The sequence below is a fragment of the Romboutsia sedimentorum genome, from assembly GCF_030131845.1.
Classification (GTDB): domain Bacteria; phylum Bacillota; class Clostridia; order Peptostreptococcales; family Peptostreptococcaceae; genus Romboutsia_D; species Romboutsia_D sedimentorum.
The window spans coordinates 104,118-123,619 of sequence record NZ_JASKYM010000008.1; the positions used below are offsets into that span (position 1 = coordinate 104,118).

The following is a 19,502-nucleotide window of genomic DNA, read 5'->3' on the forward strand; positions in this document are numbered from 1 at the left end:
GTTTGATTGGAGCTAGTGATAGGAATCGAACCTACAACCTGCTGATTACAAGTCAGCTGCTCTACCGTTGAGCCACACTAGCAAAGTATTTAATTGGCGACCTGGAAGGGACTCGAACCCTCGACCTCCAGCGTGACAGGCTGGCATTCTAACCAACTGAACTACCAGGCCGCATTTTAAATGGTGGGACTAACAGGGCTCGAACCTGTGACCCCCTGCTTGTAAGGCAGGTGCTCTCCCAGCTGAGCTATAGTCCCTGGGAATTTGGTGACCCATAGGGGAATCGAACCCCTGTTACCGCCGTGAAAGGGCGGTGTCTTGACCGCTTGACCAATGGGCCTAAAATGGTGATCCATCCGCGACTCGAACGCGGGACACCCTGATTAAAAGTCAGGTGCTCTACCAACTGAGCTAATGGATCATATCTTAGTTGTCTTTCGACTTGTTTCGCGATGTCTCGCTTACAAATATTATTATATTAGGTTTTTATATTTTCGTCAACACTTTTTTTACATTTTTTTCAATAATATTATAATTTTTTGTTAAACTACCCGTAAACCGTTGAAATCTAGCTATTTTTATAGTTTAATTTTAAAATAAAAATGTAGTGAGATTTTATCTCACTACACTTTTTCTTTATCCAAATATGTTTTTTCTGATTATAGTTTGTGTTCTGTTTGGTCCAACTGAAACCATATCAATATTTACATCAACTAATTCTTCTATTCTAGCTACATATTTTTTAGCATTTTCTGGAAGATCTTCAAATCTTTCTACTCCAGTTATATCTTCATTCCATCCATCTAATTCTTCATATATAGGCTCGCATTTTGCTAAGTCTTCTAATGAAGCTGGGAAGTTAGTTATTACTTTATCTCCCATTTTATAAGCTGTACAGATATTTACTTTATCAAATCCACTTAGAACGTCTAATAACATGAATGATATACTAGTTAATCCGTTTACTCTAGCTGCATATTTAACTATTACAGCATCGAACCAACCGCATCTTCTTGATCTACCTGTTACTGTTCCAAACTCATGTCCTTGAACTCTTATTCTTTCTCCTATTTCGTTATCTAATTCAGTAACGAAAGGACCTTCTCCAACTCTTGTAGTATATGCTTTTACTATACCAACAACGTCTTTTATCATATTAGGACCTACTCCAGCTCCTACTGCAAATCCTCCAGATATTGGATGAGATGAAGTAACAAACGGATAAGTACCTAAATCTAAGTCTAATAATGTACCTTGAGCACCTTCAAATAAAACTTTTTTACCAGCTTTTACAGCTTCGTAAACTATAACAGATGTATCTGCAACATAATGTCTTATTGCATCTGCATATCCTAAGTATTCATTATATATTGTTTCAAAGTCAAACATTTCTTCTTTTCCATATATATTTGTAACTAATTTATTTTTAGCTTCTATTTGAGGCTTTAACTTTCTAGCAAATATTTCTTTATCCATTAAGTCACATATTCTTATTCCTGATCTCTCAGTTTTATCCATATAACAAGGACCTATACCTTTTTTAGTTGTTCCTATTTTATTATCTCCTCTAGCTTCTTCAGCTAAAGCATCTAATTCTCTATGATATGGGAATACAATGTGAGCTCTATCACTTATTTTTATATTTTTAGTATCTATACCGTCTTTATTAAGCATTTCTATTTCTTCTAAGAAACCTCTTGGATCAAATACTATACCATTACCTAATACATTTATTGTGTTAGGGTTTAAAACACCTGAAGGTATTAAACGTAGTGCAAATTTCTTTCCTGCTACTACTAAAGTATGTCCTGCATTGTTTCCGCCTTGTCCTCTTATTACTACATCAGCTTGTGTAGCAAGATAATCTATAACTTTACCTTTTCCTTCGTCTCCCCATTGAGATCCGACAACTGCAACTGTTTTCATATAATTCACCTCTACTATCGATATTCGAACACTTTACTAATATAGTGTATCAAACATTCGATATATTTTCAAACTTTTTTAATTTAACACTACTTTTAATATGTATTTTTCTATTTCTTGTAAATTGCCAATACATATTATGTGTTTTTCTAGTTTTTTAAACTTGTCTATTATTGTATCTAATTGAACTAAATCAGCTACATTACAAATTTCATGAGTTTCTCCAAGCATGGTATTAATCATAAATACTTTATAACTATCTTTTTCTTTTAAGCAATAAATTATTATAGTTTCCTTTATATTATTATCAATTATTCTAAATAAATTTATTTCTTTGTTTATTTCTTTTATTTTTGGATAAATATATAGTAGCGTTATATTCAATTTATTTTCCCCCATATAAATTTATATTTATGCACAACAAAAGCAAGCTAATAGCTTGCTTTTGTATTTATCCACATGCTACCTGTGGACAGTGTGGATAACTTTTTATCTATTTTTCAATACTTATACATGTTTTTTGACATGTATCCACAACATTCGAGTGGGTCAAAAGTATGTTCTGTGGATATTTGTAGATATTAATTTACTACAACTCTCTTGATTTATCTGCAAACTTTTGCACTTCTCCAAGCCATACTAGCTCTACTGCTCCAGTTTCACCATGTCTATTTTTTGCTATTATTACTTCACCAATATTCTTTCTATCTGAATCTGGATGATAATATTCATCTCTATATAAAAACATAACTATATCTGCATCCTGCTCAATTGCTCCAGATTCTCTTAAATCCGATAGCATAGGTCTATGGTCAGCTCTTTGCTCAGGAGCACGAGATAACTGAGACAATGCAACTACAGGACAGTTAAGTTCTTTAGCTATCATTTTTAGAGATCTTGATATCTTAGATATCTCTTGTTGTCTACTCTCATTATTACCTTCACCTTCCATAAGTTGAAGATAATCTATAAGTATTAAATCTAAACCTTGCTCTATTTTTAACTTTCTACATTTTGATCTTAACTCTGATATTTTTATACCCGCAGTATCATCTATATGTATCTTAGCATTAGATAAAACTGCCATAGCATCAATTATTCTCGGCCAATCATTTTCACCTAATTTACCTGTCTTTAACTTACTAAGTTCAACATTAGATTGCGATGATAGCATACGTTGTACTAATTGTTCTTTAGACATCTCTAAACTAAATACAGCTACTGATGCATCACCTTTTAAAGCTGCATTTTGAACAAGATTTAAAGAGAATGCAGTTTTACCCATTGCAGGACGAGCTGCAATAAGTAATAAATCAGTTCTCTGCATTCCATTTATCTTTTTATTTAAATCTGTAAATCCAGTTGTTATACCAGTCATTTCAGTTTTATTGGTATATAAGTGCTCAATCATATCATAAGCATCCATTAATACTGAATTTATAGATTTAAAATCATCACTTGCCTTTTCTTGTGATATATCAAATATCTTTTTTTCTGCTTTGTCTAATACATCTTCTATCTTTGTCGATCCATCATAACCTAAATTTATTATATCGTTAGAGGCTTTTATAAGCTTTCTTAGAACTGATTTTTCCTTTACTATATCAGCGTAATACTTTACATTTGATGTAGTTGGTACAATCGTAGAAAGGCTGGTTATATAAGTTATTCCTCCAATATCATCTAGGTGTCCTTGTCTTCTTAATTCCTCTGTTAGTGTTATTAAATCTATAGGTTCGTTTTTATTACTTAATTTTATCATACACTCATATATGATTTTATGTGCTTCTTTATAAAAGTCATCTGGTCTTATAGTCTCAGTAACTGTTATCATAGCATCTTTATCAAGTAAGATAGATCCTAATATAGATTGTTCTGATTCCACACTATGTGGAGGAATTCTTGTCATATCCTCCATTATTAATCACCTCGAGTGTATATCTATTGTTTCTCTTTTACATCAACTCTTATTTTAGTAACTACTTTTTGATGTATTTTTATTTCTACTATTCTTGAACCTAATACTCTTATTGGCTCATCTAAAGATATTTTTCTTTTATCTACTTCTATATTGTGTTGTTTCTTTACTTGTTCTGCTATGTCTTTTGAAGTTATTGAACCAAATAATCTTCCGCCTTCTCCAGCTTTAGAGTATATAACTATACTTAATTCTTCCATTTTTTTACCTAATTCAACTGCTGCTTCGTATTCTTTTTGTGCTCTATTCTCTTTAGCCTTAGCTTTCTCATTTAATTCTTTTACAGCTGTATTATCAGCTACAACAGCTAATTTTTTAGCAAGTAAGAAGTTTCTAGCATATCCATCGCTTACTTCTTTCATTTCTCCTTTTTTACCTGTTCCTTTTACATCTTTTAATAATATAACTTTCATTTTATTCTTCCTCCTCTAAGCATGTGTCAATTATCTCTTTTACCATTGTATATGCTGTTTGTAGTGAAACATCTTTTAGTTGAGCACCTGCTATATCTATGTGCCCACCTCCACCTAGCTTTTCCATAAGTACATGAACATTAATTTTTCCTAAAGATCTCGCACTTATAAATACTTTATTATCTTTCATTCCTAGGACAAAGGATGCTTCAACTTTTTTTACATTCAATAGCTCATCTGCTGCTTGTGCTATTACTATATTTATATTGTCAGCTTCTGTTGATGTATATGCTAAGCATATATGCTCTTCAATTATTTTGGCACTTTGTATTATTTCTGCTTTAGTTACAAAATCACCTATTTCTGAATTGAATAATTTTTTGACTTCTATTGTATCTGCTCCTACTTTCTTAAGGTAAGATGCAGCTTCAAAGGTTCTTACACCTGTCTTAAATGCAAAGTTTTTAGTATCTAAACATATTCCCGCTAATAAACCTTCTGCTGTTAATTTGTTTATTTTAATGTTATTTTCCATATATTGTACTAACTCTGTAACCATCTCACATGTAGATGATACATATATTTCATGGAATAAAAGAACTGTATCATTAATAAACTCTACACCTCTTCTATGATGGTCTATAACAACAACTTTATCTGATTCAGATAATAGTTCTTGGCATTCTGTAAAGTTTGGTCTGTGAGTATCTACTACCACTATTAATGTGTTTTTTGTACAGTTTTTTATAGCATCTTCATGGTCTATAAATATATTTTTATAATAATCTGAGGTTTTCATCCTTTTTACAAATTCATCTATAGATTCATTAGAACTATTTAGTACTATATTTGCATGCTTGTTACATGATTTACATATGTCATATATTCCAACTGCTGAACCCATAGCATCCATATCAGGATATTTGTGTCCCATTATATATACTTGGTCACTTTCTCTTATAACTTCTCTTAAAGCATGCCCTATCAGTCTAGATTTCACCTTAGTTGTCTTTTCAACTGCTTTTGATTTTCCACCGTAAAAAACAAACTTATCTTTAGTTTTTATTACAGCTTGATCTCCACCTCTACCTAGTGCTAAATCAAGAGCTCCAGAAGCAAGTTTTAGATTCTCATTTATTGTATCTCCATCTATACCAATACCCATACTTATTGTTACAGGAAGATTATTTGCATAGTCAATGTTTCTTATTTTATCTAGTATTGAGAATTTTTCACTTTCTAATTTTTTCAATTCTTTTTTGTTCATCACAAAGAAAAATTTATCTTTTGATGTCCTCTTTATACCACCTTGTGAACTTACTTCTAAAGAGGTTAATATTTGTTCTATTTCTACATTTATTAACGGTCTATTTTCTTCTGGTGCACTTTTTAGTACATCATCATAACCGTCAACCTGTATTAACATCATCGAATTTTTTTCATCATTATATCTTTTTTCTAAATCTAAATACTCAGTTTTATCTAACCAATATAACATCATTAAATATTTAGCATTATTTTCTTGATCATTTTTTATAACATTATAAACAATAGTGTACTCTCTATCTTTATATTTTATATCTGTGTACATTTCTTTATTTTCATTTAATACTTTTCTTAAATCTAGATTTTTTATAATATCATCAATATTTATGCCTAACAAATTTTCTTTTTCTGTCATATGATGAAATTTATTATTATACCATGATATCTTTCCATCAAATTCAAGTATACACAATGGTATAGGTAAATTCATTATAGCTTTTTTTGTTGTTTCATCTATGTCTAAAGACAAGTTTTGAATATACTTAGTCCATTCTTTTTTTCTTATATTAGTTAATTTCCAGTTATGATACACTAAATATAAAAAAATAAAGAAAAGCAGACATCCTAGATAAAAATTATAAAAAAGTAATGACATACTAGCTATACCTATAATTAATATATATAAATTTGCTTCTGGTATATTTATTTTAAAGGTTGGTTTATTCCTCATTTCTAACCTCCTATGTGGATTTATAACTTCTTACCTTTCTAAAGTCTATTATGCTATCTAACATCCCTACAAAAGATATTCCCATAAATCCAAATATACATAAAATAAACCCTGATATAAATACTTTTTTATTTTCCCTGCCTCTAAACCATTTATTAAAGTAATGTATAGCAACTGCTATTCCTTGAATCATAAACATAAAACTAAATACTAATTGTAAATTCATCATTATTAAGTCTGTATGTAATTTTACTCCGATAACCTCTATAAATAACACAAGCAAATATAACATAAATGATATTATTATAGCATTACCCGGTAAATAAAATTCTCTGAATTTAGGAAACTCTACATTTAATGTTTTTATCCTTTTCAAAATAAATACTTCTAAATAGTACGTAATAAATGCTACTATCATACCCTGGAAAATTAGCATAGTTGGGAGCATGTTAGAAATCGAATCCATAAGATCCTCTATTTTTGCACCTGATGCTAAATTTAGTCCTGAGCTTTTTAAAAGCTCTGTCTGAGAACTAATAGCTTCCTTCATAATACTCGTGAAAGAATCCAGTATATTAGTTTTAAAAACTATATTTGATACTACATAAAAAATAATAATAGATACTACCGCTACGATAGTTCCAATATATATAGGTTCAAACTTATTACATTCATCTGATTTCATGTTAGCTCTAACAACACTACCTATAACTATACCCGGCAACGCACTAACTATACATATACTAACTGAATATACTGGATCAACTCCAAGCATAAGTACAAAGAAAGTTATTATCAAAGATAATATTGAGTATTTATTGTCAGTTAAAGTACCTATTATTGCATAAGGTACTGGTATTACAGCACTTAATATCCCTAACATAGGAACATAGGCTGCTATTACAGCTAACAATATACCAAGCGTAACTATCATCAATGTTCGAGATAGCTTTACTTTATTATTCAAATTAAATTCACTCCTTATTGATCCATGTGTTTTTTTAATTCTGATAGGTCTCCATACCATCTTTCAACACTATGATCTTCACTTATTCCTAGTTTTATCTTTTCTTTTACTTTATAATCTATTTCCGTAAAACTTATCCCTAATCTTTTTGCTAAAAGATACGTTATCATTATTATATTCGCTAAAGTATCTTGAAGTGTTTCATCTAACGGTTTTACCCCTTTTAAAATAAGATTGAACAAATCTCCTATACTCATTAGCAACTCTGTCTTCATCCATTCGATTATCTTAACATTTCTAGTCACATCGGAACCTCTATCTAATCTCACAGTTGCCCCCCTCCTTAATATATAAATATTATAACATAAATCATAGCATATTTAAGCAGATAAACAAAAAAACGAGCCACGGGGCTCGTCCTTTTCTTAGTCTAATGTATATGGTAAAAGTGCTATGTTTCTAGATCTCTTTATAGCAACTGTTAATTCTCTTTGGTGCTTAGCACAAGTTCCAGAGATTCTTCTTGGTAATATCTTACCTCTTTCAGTTACGTACTTTGATAATCTTTGAGTGTTTTTGTAGTCTATTCTAGAATCTTTAGATGCACAGAATTGACAAACTCTCTTTTTCTTACGTCTCTTTTTGTTTATCATAGTAATTTCCCTCCTTCTTAGAATGGTATATCGTCGTCATCTATAGCTTGGAATCCTTGAGGATCTAGTCCTTTTGGTTCAAAGCTAGGCTCAAAGTTCGGTTCAAACCCTTGATGATTTCCTTTATATGAACTTTCAGATTTATTCTTAGTATCTAGGAATTGTACCCTAGTAGCATTTATTTTAGTAGCTCTTCTAGTTTCTCCAGCTTGATTTTGGTAGCTATCGATTCTTATAGAACCTTGTATAGCTACTAAACTTCCTTTACCTATATAGTTAGCACAATTCTCTGCAGATTTGCCCCAAACTTGTATATCTATAAAATCAGTTTCTTTTTTCCCATCTTTACCTGAAAATTCTCTATCTATAGCTATTGCAAAATTTGCAACTGCAGTTCCGCTTCCCGCGATGTATCTTAACTCGGGATCCCTTGTTAATCTACCCACTAATACAACATGGTTCATAATAACACCGCCTTTAACATACTTTTACATAATAAAACTAGTTATTAAGCAACAACTATCATGTGTCTTATTACGTTTTCGTTTATCTTTAAGTTTCTGTCTATTTCTTTAGGTACTTCAACGCCAGCTTTAAAGTTAACTAATACGTAGTGACCTTCGTTGAACTTAGCTATTGGATAAGCTAATTTCTTAGTTCCCCATACGTCAACTTTAACAACTTCACCTTCAGTAGCAACAACTTCCTTAACTTTGTTAAGTACAGCTTCTCTTGTTTCTTCATCAGCGTTTGGCTTTACTACGAAAACTAATTCATAATTTCTCATTATTTTTCACCTCCCTTTGGACTTAACGGCTCTATCTTAATAGAGCAGAGAAATGAGATTTAAATCTCATACTTACACATTCTATCATTACTATTTATAAATGTCAATTTGATTTTAAATCTCTTTTTGTAGTATTACATATTTTTTTATATTAATACGTATTAATTGATTTTACTATACCACTAAAAGGGTGGCCTAATGACCACCCTTTTTAACATATGTACTTATTAAGCTTTTGCTTTTACTTCCATATGTTGTTTTAATACAGCTCCTAGTCTAGTTATACCTTCAACGATTCTTTCATCAGTCATAGTTGAATAGTTAAGTCTAAAGCAGTTCTCTTTTCCTCCATTAGGGAAGAATGATCCACCTGGAACATATGCAACATTATTTTTTAAGCAATCTTGCATTATAACTTTTGCATTTAAATGACTTGGTAACTCTACCCAAGTAAATAATCCACCTTCTGGATGAGTGTATTCTAATCCTTCTGGTAATTCTTTAGCCATAGTATCTAACATAAGGTCTCTACGTCTAGAATATACTTCTTTTAATTTTTCAACGTGTGCATCTAAATCATATATATCCATAAATTTACTTACTTCTCTTTGAGATATACTTGATGCTTGTAAATCTGCACCTTGTTTTACAAATACAAATTTGCTTAATATTTCCTTAGGAGCACATGTCCATCCTATTCTATATCCTGGACAGAATATTTTAGAGAAACTTCCTAAGAAAACTACTAAACCTTTCATATCCATTGATTTTAAAGATGGTAAATTTTCACCTTCAAATCTTAATTCTCCATATGGATTATCTTCTATAACTGGTATTTCAAATTTATTTATTATTTCCATAAACTTTTGACGTCTTTCCATAGGCCATGTTCTACCTGTTGGATTTTGGAAATCTGGAATTACATATATCATTTTTACTCTATCAGTAGTTTCTAATATTTTTTCTAGTTCATCCATTTTCATACCATGTTGATCTGTTGGTACTTCTATAAATTTAGGAGAATATGCTTTAAATGCATTTAACGCTCCTAAGTAAGATGGACTTTCACATAAAACTACATCATCTTCATCTAAAAAAACTTTCCCCGCAAAATCTAATCCTTGTTGTGAACCATTAGTTATTAATATATCATCTTTTGTAATATTAGTTTTATTTTTACTATTCATTCTATCTGCTATATGTTCTCTTAAAGCAGGAAATCCTTCTGTTGTAGAATATTGAAGCGCTGCTGCTCCTGATTCTTCTAAAACTAATGTTGATATTTTTTTCATTTCTTCTATTGGAAATAATTCTGGTGCTGGTAATCCACCAGCAAAAGATATAACTTCTGGATTTTCTGTAAGTTTTAAAAGTTCACGTATTTCTGATCCCTTTAATCCTTTCATTCTTCTCGCAAATTTAATAGCCATAATTAAAGCACCCCCTGAAATTGTTTTCCCTACTTTAATTATAACAATTACTTCTATAATTCGATACTCACTTTTAAATTGTCTGAATTTTCTTTTTATTTATCAATTATCTTTTTTATTCTCTTCTCTAATGTCTCTCTATCTAACATAATAACTCTTAAACATTGTGTACATTTAATTTTTATATCCATACCTGTTCTTGTTATTTCAAATTCCTTACATCCACAAGCATGTTGCTTTTTTAATTCGACAATATCTCCTACGTTAATATTTCTAGGCATGTAAAATCACTCCTTTATTATCCTATCTTTTTTGCTTCTTTTTTTCCATCATCTAACTTCTTTATATTGTATATTCCTTTATATTCTATGCTATTTGTTTCTAATATTTTTTTTATATTTTCTATATCTTTATATAAAAATCTAATTGATATTCCACAACTCGCAGTTATTTCTCTTGGCGTTGGTAATGTCGTAGATGTTATACCACTTTGCTCAAATAACTTATCTGATCTTATTGCATGATGCGTTGAGTTAAATGATACTATATACATTTCATTCATTTCTTATATCCTCTTTCTAATATTTTATTTTTATAGTCTTTTACTTATATATTCTTTTATGAAAGTAAGGCTACATAATTAATATGTAGCCTTACTTCATTGTTTTATATAGATATAGTTTGTGATGTATTTTTCATTATATCCACTATATTATACATGTTAGTTACACAACCAACTTCTAAACTTTCTTTTAGTCCGTAATAGTCTAAACATGTACCACAAGATAATATTTCTACACCACATTCTTCAAGTATTTTAAGATTTTCTATTGTTGCTTTATTTTTAGCTGTAAGATTTACCGCTGAGTTTACAAAAACTATGTGTTTAGGATAAGGCTTAACTTCTGTTAGTGTATATATGAATCCTTTTATAAGCACATCCCCTAATTCATCGTTTCCTTGTCCCATTTTATCAGAAGATATAAATATGCATTTATCTTCTAATTCCTCATTTTTTTTATTTTCTATTATAACATCTTTTCCTTTTTTTATCTCTAGTACAATCAAATCTTTTTCTTCTTTTATTGTGCTAGCCTCACAATTTAAGGACTTTGATAATTTTAATATATTTTCTCTTGCTATAGCATTGTCAACTGTAACTAATACTATCCCATTTTCTAACTTATCTAACTCTTTTTTTGTATTTATAACAGGCTTAGGACATGCTAACCCTCTTGCATCTATTTCTACTAACATTCGCTAAATCATCTCCCTTTTACTATTAATATTTATTCTACCATAGATATAATTTGACTTGCTATAGATTATTTCTATATCCATATAGACGGATATAATAAAGGACTCCTAATAGAGTCCTTTATTTATATGATATTTAGAGTTTGATATATAGCTACACCCTTTTGATAATATTCTAGTTCTTTTTCTTTAGATATATTAGCATATAATTGACCTAAGTCTATATATATTTTTGCTAAAGTGTTGTTATCACCTAAATCAGATATTATCTTAATACATTTTGATAAGTATTCTATAGCTAAGTTATTTTCATTTTGTGCTTTATGAATATCTGAAAACAACTCTAAAGCTTTGTATTCATTAAACTTATTTTTAGATTTTATTGAAAATGCCAATGCCATCTTGCAATATATTCTAGCAGATTCAAAATCTTTATTTTCTAAATATGCAGCTATTATTTTATATAAACTTTTACTTGCATATTCATCTTCATCGTCTTTTTTGATATTGTAAGCTTTATGTGAATACTCTAATACCTTATTTATATCTCCCAACTCTTTATATATATCAGATATAGTTAAATATACATCTACTATACCAGCTTTATTTTCCTCTATTTCTAATAATTCTAAAGCTTTTTTAAAACATTCTTTAGCATCATCATATTTCCCTATATTTAAAAAATTATTTGCCTTTAAAGTAAGCATATCAACTTCTTCTTGCATATTATTTTGTCTATCTATTTTATTTATTTTTTCTATATATTCTAACGATTTTTTAGATTTATTTAATTTTATATAGCAATTAGCCATATTACCATATAAATCTTTATGTATATCCATATCTTCAATTTGACTTTCTGATAATACTTCTTCTGCAAATTCAAAGTGACTTATAGCACCTTTATAAAACTCTTCTTTAACATATATCTTCCCTATATTTAAGTAACTTTTAAATATGTTTTCTTTATCGTTATTTTTTATAAAAAAGTATAATGCTTTCTCAAAATTATTAACTACTAGAGCATAATTTTCCCTTTTTAAATTTATCGACCCTAATAAGAAATTACATTTTCCATTTTTATCTAATAGCTTATACTCTTTACATATCTGCAATACTTGATTTATCAATTGTTCAGCTTTATCTAATTCATTAGATTTTATATATATTTCACTTCGTAATATTAAATTATCTGTTATCTTTTTAGACTGCATTTCTTTCGTCTCTAACAAATAATCTATACTTACCTCTAATTTTCTTGACAAGTAATCTAATAATTCATAGCTAGTGTGAGATTTGTCCCTTTCAATATGACTTATTTGAGCTGCAGTAATTCTATCTCCCGCTAATTCTTTTAATGTCATATTTTTTTCTTTTCTTAATTTTTTTATTTTCTCTCCTAAACTCAGAATATCCATACTACGCCCCCCTTGAAATCATTTTCTTATAATATGATTATAACTTATATTTATATTAAAAACACTATATATTTTGTAGTATTTTCAGTATTTGTGTAACTATTATCAAATTTTTAACATTCTTTCCATTAAAAATATACGTATTTTATACTATTACGTTATAAATTTAAACACTAAAAAAAACAAGATTTAAATAGTTCTATAACTATTTAAATCTTGTTTTTTTAATTATTATTAGCTATTTCAATTAATGCTCTTATAGCTTCATCTATATCACTTTCAGTATTAAAATATCCTAGACTAAATCTAACAACACCTTGTTCTAAAGTACCTAAAGTTTGATGAGCTAAAGGAGAACAATGTATTCCTGATCTAGTAGCTATTTGATATTGGCTGTCTAACAAGAATGTTATTTCTCCTGAGTCCATGTTACCAATATTTATAGCTATTACAGCTGCTCTCTTTTTGCTATCTTTAATTCCATAAACGATTATATTAGGAACTTCTTCAAGTTTATTTAACATATATTCACATAATTTTTCTTCATGAATTCTTATATTATCTATACCTTTTTCTAAAACGAACTTTACTCCTTCATTTAATCCTACTATTCCTGGAGTGTTGTGAGTTCCAGCTTCATATTTATCAGGTACTAAATCTGGTTGAAATAAATCCTCAGACTTACTTCCTGTTCCACCTTCTTTTAAAATATTAACATTTAAACCTTCTCTTATATATAAAATACCTGTTCCTTGTGGACCTAATAAACATTTATGTCCTGGTGCAGCTATCATATCTACATTAATATCAGATACGTTTATATCATATACTCCAGCTGTTTGAGATGCATCAACTAAATATAGTAAGTTATGCTCTTTTGCTACTTCTCCAACTGCCTTTATATCTATTAACGTTCCAACTACATTTGATGCATGAGTAGTAACAATTAGTTTAGTGTTTGATTTTATAGCTTTTTTTAAATCTTCAATATTTAAAAATCCTTCTTTATCACATTGAACTATTGTATTTTCAACGCCATGATTTTCTAATGATTTTATAGGTCTTATTACAGAGTTATGTTCCATACTTGTTGTTATTATATGATCTCCGCTTTTAACTACTCCTTTAATTGCTAAGTTTAAAGAATCAGTTGCATTATTAGTAAATATCACATTCATCGGATTGTCTATATTAAATAGCTTAGCTATATTTTCTCTAGCATCATATATTTCTCTAGCTGCCCTCATAGCTAATTTGTGGCCTGCTCTACCTGGGTTTGCACAATAGTTTTTCATACAATCCATTATTGAATCGTAAACTTTCTCTGGTTTTGGATATGTCGTTGCTGCATTGTCTAAATAAATCATGTTAAATGTCCTTTCTCTATGCTTCTTCAAGTAACATAGATACTATATTATTTAAATCATCATCATTATAGTATTCTATTTCTATTTTTCCCTTTTTCTTTCCTTTTGATATATTTACTTTAGTTCCAAATATATTTCTTAATTTTTCTTCTACATCTACTATAAATATGTCTTTTTCTTTTTCTTTTTTTATAACTTCTTCAGTGCTACTTTCTGATATCCTTTTAGCTAAGTTTTCTGTTATCCTAACAGAAAGTTCTTCTTCTACAACTTTATTAGCTAAACTTAATTGAGCCTCTAAATTTGTAACTCTAAGTAATGCTTTTCCATGTCCTGCTGTTAAGTATCCTCTTTCAATCATGTCTATAACTTCTTCTCCAAGATTTAATAACCTTAACGTGTTAGTTATATGAGGTCTACTTTTACCTACAGCTTCTGATATTTCTTCTTGAGTTACACTATAATGTTCTATTAATCCTCTATATGCTAATGCTTCTTCTATACAGTTTAAATCTTCTCTTTGTAAGTTTTCTATAAGAGCTATTTCCATTATATCTTTCATAGGAATATCTTTTATTACAGCAGGTATATCTTTTTGTTTTGCCATGTTAGAAGCTCTATATCTTCTCTCCCCTGCAATTATCATGTATTTACCTTTATCATCTGGTTTTACTACTATCGGTTGTAATACACCATAATGCTTTATTGATTCACATAATGCATATATTTTTTCTTGATCAAATATTTTTCTTGGTTGATCTTCATTTGGGTATACTTTGCTTAAATCTATAGTTACGATGTCTTTGCTATCTATTGTATCTTGAGTATCAGGTATTAATGCACTAAGACCTCGACCTAGTCTATTAGTTCTCTTGGGTGCTTTTTTTTCCATACTATATTATATCCTCCTCTAAATCTATAAATTCTTCTGCTAAATCCATATATGCTTCTGTACCTCTACATTTAGAATCATAGTAAATTACCGGTTTACCATGGCTTGGAGCTTCTGCTAACCTTACATTTCTTGGTATTAATGTCGTATAAACACTTCCCTTGAAATATCTCTTTACTTCTTCTACAACTTGTATCGATAAATTAGCTCTTCCATCAAACATGCTAAGTACTACTCCTTGTATCTCTAATTGTGGATTTAGTCTAGATTTTACTAATTTAATAGTTTCCATAAGTTGACTAACTCCTTCTAAAGCATAGTACTCGCATTGTATTGGTATTAAAACACTATCTACAGCAGTAAGACTGTTTATAGTTAACATTCCTAGAGAAGGTGGACAATCTATAAATATGTAATCATACTCTTCTCTTATACTTTCTAATGCAGTTTTTAGTATAAATTCTCTATCTTCCATTGTAGTTAGTTCTATTTCTGCACCAGACAATTCTGTAGCTGAAGCTACTATATCAATATTATCAAATTCGGTTTTTATTATAGCGTTTCTTATATCTAGTTTATCTAACATAACTTCATAAATAGTATTTTCTACAGAACTTTTATCTATTCCATATCCACTAGTTGTATTTCCCTGAGGGTCTAAATCTAATACTAATATTTTTTTTCCCATTTTTCCCATACTTGCACTTAAATTTACATTTGTAGTGGTTTTTCCAACACCACCCTTTTGATTAAATACTGCTATAACCTTACTCATAAGCTTTCCCCCCTGCCTATTTCAAAAAAAGATTACTGCAAGCAGTAACCTTTTTTATTTTTTAGGAATCCTTACAACAACTTCCATATAATCACCTTTATCAGTTTCATTATACTTAGCTTCAATTCCTGTTCCTATTATTGCGTCAAATGCCTGCTTCATGGTATTTAAGTATATCCTTATAGCCATAGCACCTTTTATATTCTGTTTTTTTTCTGGTTCTTGAGTAGCTTGTATACTTTCTAATATATCCTTTATCAACTTTTCTGTTTTCTTTACTGTTAGCTCATTTTTTATTACTTTATCTAAAACATCTTTCATTAATTCTTCACTAGGTAATTTAAGAAGCGCTCTAGCATGTCTTTCAGTCAGATTATTTTCTACTAAATTAATTTTTATTTCATTTGGTAGTCTTAATATTCTAAGTTTATTAGCTATAGTTGACTGATTTTTACCTAATTTTTCAGCTAATTGTTGTTGTGTAAATTCATGCTCTTTTATCAGGTTCTCATACCCCATAGCTTCTTCTATGAAGTTTAAATCCTCCCTTTGCAAGTTTTCTAACAACGCTAGTACAGCAGATGTTTCATCCGACATATTATTTATAATAGCTGGAATAACTTCAAGATCTGCTAATTTAGCAGCTCTTAATCTTCTTTCTCCCGCGATTAATTCATATTTGTCATCTTTTATTCTAACTGTTATTGGCTGAAGTATTCCATAAAACTTTATAGAATTGCTTAGTTCTTCTAGTGCTGCTTGTGAAAATACTTTTCTTGGTTGATATGGATTTGGAACTATATTTTCTATAGGTATCTCCATAACTCTTTTATCTTCCATAACATCCCTCTCTCATTAGATATAAATATATTTGAATTTCATTAACTACATACAAATTAATACTGTATTAGATACATATGAGTATAATATTTCTGCATTTACTCACATAATCCTTCTATTTTGTTTGATTTTTAGTATATTTTTAGTTATTCTTCATAAAATACTAGATTTTATGTAAAAATAAATTTTATTTTATAGGAGTTTTTGATGGTTTTCCAGCTTTTCTTGGATATTTATCTGGAGTACTCTTAACTTTCTTAAATACTAATATATTATGATTTAAATCAGTTTCTGGAAGTTCTACATCTATTTTGTCTATAAATTCTATACCTAAAGCTTCCATAGCTGCTTTAGATTCTTCTAATTCTAAATTTGCATTAGGACCTTTTAAGCATACAAAATGTCCTCCAACTTTTATAAACGGTACACAAAATTCCATTAATATAGGTAATCCTGCAACTGCTCTTGCAGTGGCAATATCATATTGCTCTCTATATTCTTCTAATTTACCAAAATCTTCAGCTCTTCCATGTATAAACTCTATATTATCTAATTCTAAACTATTACTTACTTCTTGTAAAAAGTTTATTCTTTTATTTAAAGAATCTAAAAGTGTTAATTTTATATTTTCTAAACAAATTCTTAGTGGAAGCCCTGGGAAACCTGCTCCAGTACCAACATCGATTATTGAAACTCCATCTTTTATATAATTATCTTTTACTGATGAAACAGAATCTAAGAAGTGCTTTATATACACTTCTTTTTCGTCTTCTATTCCAGTAAGATTCATTTTCTGATTCCAGTCGACTAATATTTCCCTGTAAATATTAAAGTTATTTAAAACTTTGTTACTTGCTGTTATTCCTAAATCTTCAAGCCCTTTTTTTAATATATCTCTATTATTCATCTTTACCTCCTCTAGTTCTTCTCATTTGCTCTAAATAAATAAGAAGTACTGAAATATCAGCAGGAGATACCCCTGATATACGAGATGCTTGACCTATGGATATAGGTTTTATATCATTAAGTTTTTGTCTAGCTTCTATTCTAAGTCCATCTATCGATAAATAATTTATATCATCTGAAAGCTTCTTATTTTCTAATTTTTTAAATTGGTCTATTTGTTTTAATTGTTTATCTATATAGCCTTCATACTTTGTCATTACAACGCATTGTTCTTTTACTTCATTAGATACATCTTCTCCAGCACCTTTTCCTATAGACTCTAATAGGCTATAAGTTACTTCTGGACGTTTCATGAATTCATATAAAGATAATCCAACTTTTATTTCTGATGCTCCCATTTCAACTAATAAATGATTTACCTCTTTAGGTGTTACTCTATCAGTTTTAAATCTCTCTAATTCTTTTTCTACTGCTTCTTTTTTATTTAAAAATCTTTGATATCTGCCTTCTTTAACTAATCCTATTTCATGACCTCTTTCAGTAAGTCTCATATCTGCATTATCTTGTCTTAAATATAATCTATATTCTGACCTAGACGTCATCATTCTGTATGGTTCATTAGTTCCTTTAGTAACTAAATCATCTATTAGAACTCCTATATATGCTTCTGACCTATCAAGAACAAAAGGCTCCTTTCCATCTATTTTTAATGCTGCATTTATACCAGCTATAAGACCTTGTGATGCAGCTTCTTCGTAACCTGATGTTCCGTTAAACTGACCAGCACTAAATAAGTTTTCTACACCTTTTATTTCAAGTGTTATCTTTAATTGAGTTGGATCTATACAATCATATTCTATTGCATATGCAGGTCTCATTATTTTAGCATTTTCAAGTCCCGCTACACTTTTATACATTTGTAATTGTACTTCATAAGGTAAACTAGTTGATATACCTTGTATATACATCTCTTTAGTATTTACACCTTCTGGTTCTATAAATATTTGATGCGATTCTTTATCACTAAATCTAACAACTTTATCTTCTATAGATGGGCAATATCTTGCTCCTGTACTTTCTACTTTTCCGCTATACATAGCTGATCTATTTAAATTGCTTGTTATTATTTCATGAGTCCCTAAGTTTGTTCTTGTTAAATAACATGGTTCTTGATTTATTTTTAAGTCACCACTTAAGAAAGAGAATGGTGTTATCTTTTCGTCACCTTCTTGTATAGACATAACAGAGAAATCTATGCTATCTCTATGAATTCTAGCAGGTGTACCAGTCTTAAATCTTCTCATGTTTAATCCTAACTTAACTAATCCTTCAGTTAAGTGTTTTGAATATCCTAGTGCATTAGGACCTTCATAGAAGTTTACTTCTCCCATGTATATTTTAGAATTTAAATAAACTCCAGTAGCTAATATAACTGCTTTAGATTCATATACACAACCTAACTTTGTAACTACTCCATTAACAACATTACCTTCATGTAATATATCTACAACTTCATCCATAACTATATCTATATTAGGCTCATTTTCCATAGTTTTTTTCATTTCAGTATGGTACTTGAATTTATCTGCTTGTGCTCTTAATGAATGTACTGCTGGACCTTTAGCTGTATTTAACATTCTACTTTGTATAAATGTCTTATCTGCATTTATACCCATTTGTCCACCTAGTGCATCTATTTCTTTTACTAATTGACCTTTTCCAGTTCCACCTATAGATGGATTACAAGGCATTAGTGCTATAGAGTCTAAAGACATAGTAACTACTAATGTCTTTTGCCCCATTCTTGCAGTAGCTAGTGCAGCTTCACATCCAGCATGTCCTGCTCCAACTACTATTACATCATATTTTCCTGCTTCGAACTTTATCATATTTATGT

The 19,502-nt window shown here is 29.5% G+C and carries 21 protein-coding genes and 5 tRNA genes; all 26 read right to left on the bottom strand.

What is annotated here, in order from left to right; translation table 11 throughout:
• Positions 1 to 7: 7 nt before the first annotated feature.
• Positions 8 to 82, bottom strand: a tRNA-Thr gene (locus QOZ84_RS13310).
• 12 nt (positions 83 to 94) lie between these two features.
• Positions 95 to 171 (bottom strand) — tRNA-Asp (locus tag QOZ84_RS13315).
• A gap of 10 nt (positions 172 to 181) precedes the next feature.
• A tRNA-Val gene (locus QOZ84_RS13320) sits at positions 182 to 257 on the bottom strand.
• An 8-nt stretch (positions 258 to 265) separates the two neighbouring features.
• Positions 266 to 340: transfer RNA gene (locus tag QOZ84_RS13325), tRNA-Glu, on the bottom strand.
• A 5-nt stretch (positions 341 to 345) separates the two neighbouring features.
• Positions 346 to 421: transfer RNA gene (locus tag QOZ84_RS13330), tRNA-Lys, on the bottom strand.
• A 215-nt stretch (positions 422 to 636) separates the two neighbouring features.
• Positions 637 to 1,926, bottom strand: coding sequence for an adenylosuccinate synthase (locus QOZ84_RS13335; RefSeq protein ID WP_284133440.1), 1,290 nt, complete (start codon positions 1,924 to 1,926; stop codon positions 637 to 639).
• Between the two features lie 78 nt (positions 1,927 to 2,004).
• Positions 2,005 to 2,310 carry a hypothetical protein gene (locus QOZ84_RS13340; RefSeq protein ID WP_284133441.1) on the bottom strand — a complete coding sequence of 102 codons (306 nt, stop codon included), beginning with the start codon at positions 2,308 to 2,310 and terminating at the stop codon, positions 2,005 to 2,007.
• Between the two features lie 205 nt (positions 2,311 to 2,515).
• Positions 2,516 to 3,844 (bottom strand): replicative DNA helicase, encoded by a 1,329-nt coding sequence (gene dnaB, locus QOZ84_RS13345; protein ID WP_284133442.1) that lies wholly within the window; start codon positions 3,842 to 3,844, stop codon positions 2,516 to 2,518.
• A 23-nt stretch (positions 3,845 to 3,867) separates the two neighbouring features.
• Positions 3,868 to 4,317, bottom strand: coding sequence for a 50S ribosomal protein L9 (gene rplI, locus QOZ84_RS13350; protein ID WP_284133443.1), 450 nt, complete (start codon positions 4,315 to 4,317; stop codon positions 3,868 to 3,870).
• A gap of 1 nt (position 4,318) precedes the next feature.
• Entirely contained in the window at positions 4,319 to 6,313 is a 1,995-nt protein-coding gene (locus QOZ84_RS13355) for a DHH family phosphoesterase (RefSeq protein WP_284133444.1), read from the bottom strand.
• Between the two features lie 10 nt (positions 6,314 to 6,323).
• Positions 6,324 to 7,280: a YybS family protein gene (locus tag QOZ84_RS13360; protein WP_284133445.1), complete on the bottom strand. Its 957-nt coding sequence runs from the start codon at positions 7,278 to 7,280 to the stop codon at positions 6,324 to 6,326.
• Between the two features lie 14 nt (positions 7,281 to 7,294).
• On the bottom strand, positions 7,295 to 7,609 hold the full coding sequence (locus tag QOZ84_RS13365; RefSeq protein ID WP_284133446.1) for a MazG-like family protein: 315 nt from the start codon (positions 7,607 to 7,609) through the stop codon (positions 7,295 to 7,297).
• A 96-nt stretch (positions 7,610 to 7,705) separates the two neighbouring features.
• Positions 7,706 to 7,933: a 30S ribosomal protein S18 gene (rpsR, locus tag QOZ84_RS13370; RefSeq protein ID WP_026899786.1), complete on the bottom strand. Its 228-nt coding sequence runs from the start codon at positions 7,931 to 7,933 to the stop codon at positions 7,706 to 7,708.
• Between the two features lie 17 nt (positions 7,934 to 7,950).
• Positions 7,951 to 8,397, bottom strand: coding sequence for a single-stranded DNA-binding protein (locus QOZ84_RS13375; RefSeq protein WP_026899785.1), 447 nt, complete (start codon positions 8,395 to 8,397; stop codon positions 7,951 to 7,953).
• A 44-nt stretch (positions 8,398 to 8,441) separates the two neighbouring features.
• Positions 8,442 to 8,720, bottom strand: coding sequence for a 30S ribosomal protein S6 (gene rpsF, locus QOZ84_RS13380; protein ID WP_284133447.1), 279 nt, complete (start codon positions 8,718 to 8,720; stop codon positions 8,442 to 8,444).
• A 227-nt stretch (positions 8,721 to 8,947) separates the two neighbouring features.
• Positions 8,948 to 10,150 carry an aminotransferase-like domain-containing protein gene (locus tag QOZ84_RS13385; RefSeq protein WP_284133448.1) on the bottom strand — a complete coding sequence of 401 codons (1,203 nt, stop codon included), beginning with the start codon at positions 10,148 to 10,150 and terminating at the stop codon, positions 8,948 to 8,950.
• Between the two features lie 95 nt (positions 10,151 to 10,245).
• Positions 10,246 to 10,431 (bottom strand): DUF951 domain-containing protein, encoded by a 186-nt coding sequence (locus QOZ84_RS13390; protein WP_284133449.1) that lies wholly within the window; start codon positions 10,429 to 10,431, stop codon positions 10,246 to 10,248.
• A gap of 17 nt (positions 10,432 to 10,448) precedes the next feature.
• Positions 10,449 to 10,712 (bottom strand): putative Se/S carrier protein, encoded by a 264-nt coding sequence (locus QOZ84_RS13395; RefSeq protein WP_284133450.1) that lies wholly within the window; start codon positions 10,710 to 10,712, stop codon positions 10,449 to 10,451.
• 104 nt (positions 10,713 to 10,816) lie between these two features.
• A complete protein-coding gene (gene yedF / locus QOZ84_RS13400; protein ID WP_026899780.1) occupies positions 10,817 to 11,407 on the bottom strand; it encodes a sulfurtransferase-like selenium metabolism protein YedF in 591 nt (196 codons plus the stop codon).
• Positions 11,408 to 11,532: 125 nt separating this feature from the next.
• Entirely contained in the window at positions 11,533 to 12,825 is a 1,293-nt protein-coding gene (locus tag QOZ84_RS13405) for a helix-turn-helix domain-containing protein (RefSeq protein ID WP_284133451.1), read from the bottom strand.
• A 224-nt stretch (positions 12,826 to 13,049) separates the two neighbouring features.
• Positions 13,050 to 14,192: an aminotransferase class V-fold PLP-dependent enzyme gene (locus QOZ84_RS13410; protein ID WP_284133452.1), complete on the bottom strand. Its 1,143-nt coding sequence runs from the start codon at positions 14,190 to 14,192 to the stop codon at positions 13,050 to 13,052.
• Between the two features lie 16 nt (positions 14,193 to 14,208).
• Positions 14,209 to 15,084, bottom strand: a complete 876-nt coding sequence (locus tag QOZ84_RS13415; RefSeq protein WP_284133453.1) for a ParB/RepB/Spo0J family partition protein — start codon at positions 15,082 to 15,084, stop codon at positions 14,209 to 14,211.
• Position 15,085: 1 nt separating this feature from the next.
• Complete coding sequence (locus tag QOZ84_RS13420; protein WP_284133454.1) at positions 15,086 to 15,859, bottom strand: ParA family protein; 774 nt, start codon at positions 15,857 to 15,859, stop codon at positions 15,086 to 15,088.
• A gap of 54 nt (positions 15,860 to 15,913) precedes the next feature.
• Positions 15,914 to 16,699, bottom strand: a complete 786-nt coding sequence (noc, locus tag QOZ84_RS13425) for a nucleoid occlusion protein (RefSeq protein WP_284133455.1) — start codon at positions 16,697 to 16,699, stop codon at positions 15,914 to 15,916.
• 187 nt (positions 16,700 to 16,886) lie between these two features.
• The gene (gene rsmG / locus QOZ84_RS13430; RefSeq protein WP_284133456.1) at positions 16,887 to 17,606 is read right to left on the bottom strand and encodes a 16S rRNA (guanine(527)-N(7))-methyltransferase RsmG; all 720 of its coding nucleotides are present in this window, start codon (positions 17,604 to 17,606) and stop codon (positions 16,887 to 16,889) included.
• A complete protein-coding gene (gene mnmG, locus QOZ84_RS13435) occupies positions 17,599 to 19,494 on the bottom strand; it encodes a tRNA uridine-5-carboxymethylaminomethyl(34) synthesis enzyme MnmG (RefSeq protein ID WP_284133457.1) in 1,896 nt (631 codons plus the stop codon). The genes rsmG and mnmG overlap by 8 nt, the downstream gene beginning before the upstream one ends.
• Between the last annotated feature and the right edge of the window lie 8 nt (positions 19,495 to 19,502).

Coding starts and splice junctions, on each gene's coding strand:
- QOZ84_RS13335 (WP_284133440.1), bottom strand. CDS start 1,926: ATGAAAACAGTTGCAGTTGTCGGATCTCAATGGGGAGACGAAGGAAAA.
- dnaB (WP_284133442.1), bottom strand. CDS start 3,844: ATGGAGGATATGACAAGAATTCCTCCACATAGTGTGGAATCAGAACAA.
- rplI (WP_284133443.1), bottom strand. CDS start 4,317: ATGAAAGTTATATTATTAAAAGATGTAAAAGGAACAGGTAAAAAAGGA.
- QOZ84_RS13355 (WP_284133444.1), bottom strand. CDS start 6,313: ATGAGGAATAAACCAACCTTTAAAATAAATATACCAGAAGCAAATTTA.
- rpsR (WP_026899786.1), bottom strand. CDS start 7,933: ATGATAAACAAAAAGAGACGTAAGAAAAAGAGAGTTTGTCAATTCTGT.
- QOZ84_RS13375 (WP_026899785.1), bottom strand. CDS start 8,397: ATGAACCATGTTGTATTAGTGGGTAGATTAACAAGGGATCCCGAGTTA.
- rpsF (WP_284133447.1), bottom strand. CDS start 8,720: ATGAGAAATTATGAATTAGTTTTCGTAGTAAAGCCAAACGCTGATGAA.
- QOZ84_RS13385 (WP_284133448.1), bottom strand. CDS start 10,150: ATGGCTATTAAATTTGCGAGAAGAATGAAAGGATTAAAGGGATCAGAA.
- QOZ84_RS13390 (WP_284133449.1), bottom strand. CDS start 10,431: ATGCCTAGAAATATTAACGTAGGAGATATTGTCGAATTAAAAAAGCAA.
- QOZ84_RS13395 (WP_284133450.1), bottom strand. CDS start 10,712: ATGAATGAAATGTATATAGTATCATTTAACTCAACGCATCATGCAATA.
- yedF (WP_026899780.1), bottom strand. CDS start 11,407: ATGTTAGTAGAAATAGATGCAAGAGGGTTAGCATGTCCTAAGCCTGTT.
- QOZ84_RS13405 (WP_284133451.1), bottom strand. CDS start 12,825: ATGGATATTCTGAGTTTAGGAGAGAAAATAAAAAAATTAAGAAAAGAA.
- QOZ84_RS13410 (WP_284133452.1), bottom strand. CDS start 14,192: ATGATTTATTTAGACAATGCAGCAACGACATATCCAAAACCAGAGAAA.
- QOZ84_RS13415 (WP_284133453.1), bottom strand. CDS start 15,084: ATGGAAAAAAAAGCACCCAAGAGAACTAATAGACTAGGTCGAGGTCTT.
- QOZ84_RS13420 (WP_284133454.1), bottom strand. CDS start 15,859: ATGAGTAAGGTTATAGCAGTATTTAATCAAAAGGGTGGTGTTGGAAAA.
- noc (WP_284133455.1), bottom strand. CDS start 16,699: ATGGAAGATAAAAGAGTTATGGAGATACCTATAGAAAATATAGTTCCA.
- rsmG (WP_284133456.1), bottom strand. CDS start 17,606: ATGAATAATAGAGATATATTAAAAAAAGGGCTTGAAGATTTAGGAATA.
- mnmG (WP_284133457.1), bottom strand. CDS start 19,494: ATGATAAAGTTCGAAGCAGGAAAATATGATGTAATAGTAGTTGGAGCA.